This window comes from Stenotrophomonas sp. HMWF003 (assembly GCF_003061285.1).
GTDB lineage: Bacteria > Pseudomonadota > Gammaproteobacteria > Xanthomonadales > Xanthomonadaceae > Stenotrophomonas > Stenotrophomonas maltophilia_AP.
Map to the genome: position 1 here is coordinate 1 of NZ_QAIW01000310.1, position 5,127 is coordinate 5,127.

Consider the following 5,127-nt stretch of genomic DNA (forward strand, 5'->3'; position numbering starts at 1 on the left):
TCCTCTCCCCCGTCACCCACCGGCGCCCGCGCTGTATCGGTTCCTGCGCCGGCCCCTTCGCCCCCGGAGGCGTACGTACCCCCCAGGTCTCGGATGGAGATCATCCAGGAAATGGTAGACGCCGCGATGGCCGCCACGGACGAGGCCGTCCGCAGGGCGATGGAGTGCTCCCAGCAGGCGATCGAAGCGGCTAAGGACGCCGAGCGGCGCGCCGATGCTGCCGCCGAAGAGGCGGTGCGTCGTGCCCATGAAGCGGCAGCCCGGGATGACACCGGTGCTGAGGGTCACCGCTAGCCGAAGGGACGGCGGGCTGCTGCGCAGCGGTTTCCTGCTGCGCAGTAGCTGCCCGCGTCTGTGGTCCGTCGCTGTCATAAGGCGCCGGGCAAACCTGAACAGTCCGCGTCGCCGCGCCCCTTTCCCGCCGTCCACCACGCCGCCCGGCGGCCCCTTCTCCTCCGGCGGGAGGCCGGATTGGCGCCAACACCCCCGGATCGGGGACAATGGCCGCTGGCCGGGCCTCCCGGTCCGCTACAGCATGGACCCGCATCGAGGCGGTCATCGCTCTGCCGTCCCCTGCTGTCTTCCCGCCGCTGCTCCCGGATCTGACTTGAACACCATCGCCACGCCCGTCGACGCCGACGACCTGCCCCTGACCGACCGCCTGCGCGCCGCGCTGGACCTGCTGGAGGCGATCGAGGCCGACCGCACCGTGCTCGACACGCTGCCCGAGGCCGACCGCGTGCGCCTGCACCAGGTGGTGGCCAAGGTCTACCACCCCGAACCCAAGGCCCGCCGGCAGAAGCTGAAGCAGCAGGCCAAGCAGCGCCACCAGGAAAAGGTGGCCAAGGCTGAAGCCCTGCTGGAGCAGACCGGCATCCGCGCCCTGCGTCGCAAGCCGGTCTTCAGCACGCCGAACTATTTCCCGCCGCACGCCGCCGGGCTGCATGACGCGAGCAACGGCGAGAACGCTGCCGAAACGCCGGAGCCGGTGCATTCGCCGGAGCTGCGCCACTGCTACGTGTGCAAGCAGAAGTTCACCCAGCTGCATCACTTCTACGACCAGATGTGCCCGGCGTGCGCCGAGCTCAACTTCATCAAGCGCACCGAGACCGCCGACCTGCACGGTCGCGTCGCGTTGCTCACCGGTGGCCGGGTCAAGATCGGCTACCAGGCCGGCCTGAAGCTGCTGCGTGCCGGCGCCGAGCTGATCGTGACCACGCGCTTCCCGCGCGATTCGGCCGCTCGTTACGCCGAAGAGCCGGACTTCGCCGAGTGGGGCCACCGCCTGCAGGTCTACGGGCTGGACCTGCGCCACACGCCCAGCGTCGAAGCGTTCTGCAACGAGTTGCTGGCCACGCGCACGCGCCTGGACTTCATCATCAACAACGCCTGCCAGACCGTCCGCCGCCCGCCGCAGTTCTACGCGCACATGATGGCCGGCGAAACCGCAGCGCTGCACGAAGTGCCGGAGACGCTGCGCAAGCTGATCGGCGACTACGAAGGCCTGCGCAGCGCCGAGCTGCTGGGCGCAACGTCGACCGCGTCGCTGCCGGTGGTGCAGGACCAGGGGTTCAACGGTGCCAACGGCCTCACCCGCGCCGCCGAGCTGTCGCAGGTGCCGCTGCTGGAAGATGAGCTGGTGGCCCAGCAGCATCTGTTCCCGGACGGCCGCCTGGACCAGGACCTGCAGCAGGTGGACCTGCGCGGACGCAATTCCTGGCGCATGCTGATGGCCGAAGTGCCGTCGGTGGAACTGCTGGAAACCCAGCTGGTGAATGCCATCGCGCCGTTCATCATCAACGCGCGGTTGAAGCCGCTGATGCTGCGCACGCCGGGCCGCGACAAGCACATCGTCAACGTGTCGGCGATGGAAGGCCAGTTCTACCGCAACTTCAAGACCACCCGGCATCCGCATACCAACATGGCCAAGGCCGCGTTGAACATGATGACGCGCACCTCGGCGGCCGATTACCAGAACGACGGCATCCACATGAACAGCGTGGATACCGGCTGGGTGACCGACGAGGATCCGGCAGACATCGCGGCCAAGAAAGTGCAGGAAGAGCGCTTCCATCCGCCGCTGGACATCGTGGACGGTGCCGCACGCATCGTTGACCCGATCATCCATGGCATCAACACCGGCGAGCACGTCTGGGGCCAGTTCCTGAAGGACTACGCGCCTACCGATTGGTAAGAACGCGATGTGATTACCCGCAGCCCGGCACTCCGGGTTGCGGGGGCATCAGGCGTGTATTTTCCCGCCTTCGTTTCAAGTCAGCAGGGTGATTCGCTTCGCCCATCCGTTGCCCCCCGATGCTGAAGTACTGCATCGCACAAAGGCGTAGGTATTTTCCTACACGGTAACAAGCGCACATACGGAATGGTTCTGAGCACCATTTCTCAGTTTGACCTGACAAACAATTATGTGCATCTTAGAAATGCGGCCTGACCATCGTCACTCCGTATTGCCGGGCGTCCTCGCCTTGCCATGGAATGGCCGTATCCCAGAGGCGCCAGCTTCGTCCTGGCGCCTTGATCGCTTCATTGTTGATCAACAGGAGAAAGCGGAATGGAATTGAATGACAACGTCGTTGCGGGTTGGCTCAATGGCGCAGACAGCGTCGACGGCTGCGAGAATCCGGCGGGTTCGCTCTTCATCTACGGCCAGGAAGCAACCGATGCTGCCCTGACCGCGATCGCCCCCACCATGGCGACCGGCGGCACCGGCAACTGCACCACCACCATGTCAGTGGTCAATCACTGCATGTGTTGCTGATCTAGCCTGTACCGGCGCGCAGCCAACCGTGCTGCGCGCCGTCTCCAGCAATGCCGCATCCGGACACTATCGCAGGGAAGGCAATGGCGGGCACAACCGTAGTCGATTCGTTTGCTCTTGTTATCAACCACATCACGGCAGACCAGCGCGACGCGCTGTCCAGGCGCCTGAACTGCCTGGCCCCCGGCCTGAGTGCCGCGGAAATTGCGCTGATCCGCGCGCAGGCCGAGAGCGCACTGCTCGAACATGCCCACCTGAAACTCAACCGGCTGTTGCTGCTGGAGCTGCACGCAGCCGTCCGCAGCGGCACCATCACCGCGACCGACAGCGCGGAGCAGTTTGCACAGTTCGTGCAGCTCGCCACCCACCCCGATTTCAGCGCGCACCTGGACCAGCGCTACCCTGCGTTGCGGCCTAGGTTCCAGCAGATGCTGGCCGCGCAATGCAATGCCGTCGAAGAACTGGCAACGCGCATCGTCGCCGACCGCGACGACTTCCCTGCCCTGCTCGGGCGCCCGGCCGGCCAGCTGGTGTCCGTGTCGCTGGGCAAGGGCGACCTGCATTCACAGGGCCGCACCGTTGCCCGCCTGGTCTTCGAAGGCGGCCCCCTGATGTACAAGCCGCGCTCGCTGCGCATCGACGCCACACTGGACGCCTTCCTTGGCGCCGTGTTCGGCGACGTGCCGGACCGGGTGCGGGTGCCACGCGTGATCGATCGCGGCAGTCATGGCTGGGCAGCGTTTGCCGCGCACCGCTACTGCGACGGTGACCCGGAGCTGCAGACCTACTACCGCGGGCTCGGCCACTGGCTGGCGGTGCTGCGCCTGATCGGCGGTACCGACATCCACCTGGAAAACCTGATCGCGGTCGGGCCGGTGCCGGTGGTGGTCGATGCCGAGAGTGTGTTCGCCCCGGTCATCGAGATCGAAACATCCGGCTACGGGCAGGCGTACGACATCGCCGTGAAGCTGATGATGAATTCGGTCCTGCGCACGGGCATCGTGCCGTTCCGCACCGCCGGCCTGGGCATGGCCGGCGTCGATCTCTCCGCCGCGGGCGCGTTGCCCGGCGAGCAGCCGCGGCTGCGGGTACCGGTGATTCTCGAGGATGCGGCAGATGGGCCGCGCCTGGGCATGGTCGACGCGGACTTTGCGGCGTCACAGAACCATCCGTGCCCGCATCCGGACGTGTCCCAGTACTGGGACCAGATCAGCGAGGGGTTCATGCAGGCCAGCCAGCGGCTGCGCGAGCTGGATGCCGCCGACGCGCTGATGCCGTTGCTGGCGCCCTTCGAGGGCTGCCAGGTACGTGACGTCCGCCGCCCGACCATGGCCTACGCCGAGATCGGTCGGATGCTGTGGCACCCGGCGTCCCTGCATGACGAACCCAAGGCGGTCGCGCGTGCGATGGATCTGCTGGTGCGCAATGCGCAGGTCGTGCGTGCCGCGCCCTCCGACCCGGCCGCGATCATGGGCGAGATCGACGACCTGCGGCACGGCGACATCCCGATCTTCGCCGCCCCCGTTGCGCCGGAACGGATCCGCACCGTAGTGGCCAACTGGCGTGACATGCGCATCGACCTGGAAGACGTCACGATACGCAGCACGCTGGTGGCGACCGACCTGAATCAACATGCGCTCGCGCGGGCCGAGGCGCGCGAGGGCTACTCCTACGCCGCACGCGCGCCCCGCGCTGATGACCTGGACACGCGCCGCCGCGCGTTGGCCGCCGCCGCGGTGGAAAGCCTGCTGCGGCTGTCCGTCCGGGGCGACGATGGGTCGATGACTTGGATCACGCCGGAGATCACGCCCAACGGCTGGACCGTGCAGCCCGTCCGCCCGGACACCTATTTCGGGCTGGGCGGCATCGCCTTTGCACTGGCCGGTTACTGGCTGGAAGTACAGGCGGGGCGTGCCGATGCGGTAGCCGGCCTGGCGTCCGCCCTGGAGGGATCGATCCAGGTGTTGGCCAGCATGTCGCGGCTGGACCACTCGGAGATGGACGGCGGTTTCGTGGGCGCCGGCTCGCGGATCTGGGCGCTGCTTGCCCTGGCCGACATGCTGGACCGCCCGGCCCTGCTCGACGACGCACGGCACTGCGCGGCGTCGCTGGAGCGGCACAGTTTCGATGCGTCACCGAAGTTCGAAGTACTCGATGGCGTCAGCGGCGCCATCCTGCCGCTGATCGGCCTGGCCGAGGCCACCGGTGAAGCACGCTGGCTCGCGCTGGCCGCACGTGTCGCCGGCGCCGTGCAGGCAGCCGCCATCGTGGACAGTGGCGGTGCCCGCTGGCCCAGCCCGCAGTTCGACGAACCCATCGGCGGCTTCGCCCATGGGGCGATGGGCATCGGC

General features: G+C 67.4%; 4 protein-coding genes. All 4 read left to right on the forward strand.

All coding sequences use genetic code 11. The features are described 5' to 3' along the window. Positions 1-93 precede the first annotated feature (93 nt). Positions 94-294: a hypothetical protein gene (locus tag DBR34_RS12640; RefSeq protein ID WP_181393991.1), complete on the forward strand. Its 201-nt coding sequence runs from the start codon at positions 94-96 to the stop codon at positions 292-294. Positions 295-607: 313 nt separating this feature from the next. Continuing rightward, positions 608-2,194, forward strand: a complete 1,587-nt coding sequence (locus DBR34_RS12645; protein ID WP_128097052.1) for an SDR family oxidoreductase — start codon at positions 608-610, stop codon at positions 2,192-2,194. Positions 2,195-2,569: 375 nt separating this feature from the next. After that, on the forward strand, positions 2,570-2,776 hold the full coding sequence (locus DBR34_RS12650) for a DUF6229 family protein (protein WP_128097053.1): 207 nt from the start codon (positions 2,570-2,572) through the stop codon (positions 2,774-2,776). A gap of 83 nt (positions 2,777-2,859) precedes the next feature. Beyond that, positions 2,860-5,127, forward strand: a 2,268-nt coding sequence (locus DBR34_RS12655) for a type 2 lanthipeptide synthetase LanM family protein (protein WP_258223889.1), incomplete at its 3' end; no start/stop codon positions are given.

Coding starts and splice junctions, on each gene's coding strand:
- DBR34_RS12640 (WP_181393991.1), top strand. CDS start 94: ATGGAGATCATCCAGGAAATGGTAGACGCCGCGATGGCCGCCACGGAC.
- DBR34_RS12650 (WP_128097053.1), top strand. CDS start 2,570: ATGGAATTGAATGACAACGTCGTTGCGGGTTGGCTCAATGGCGCAGAC.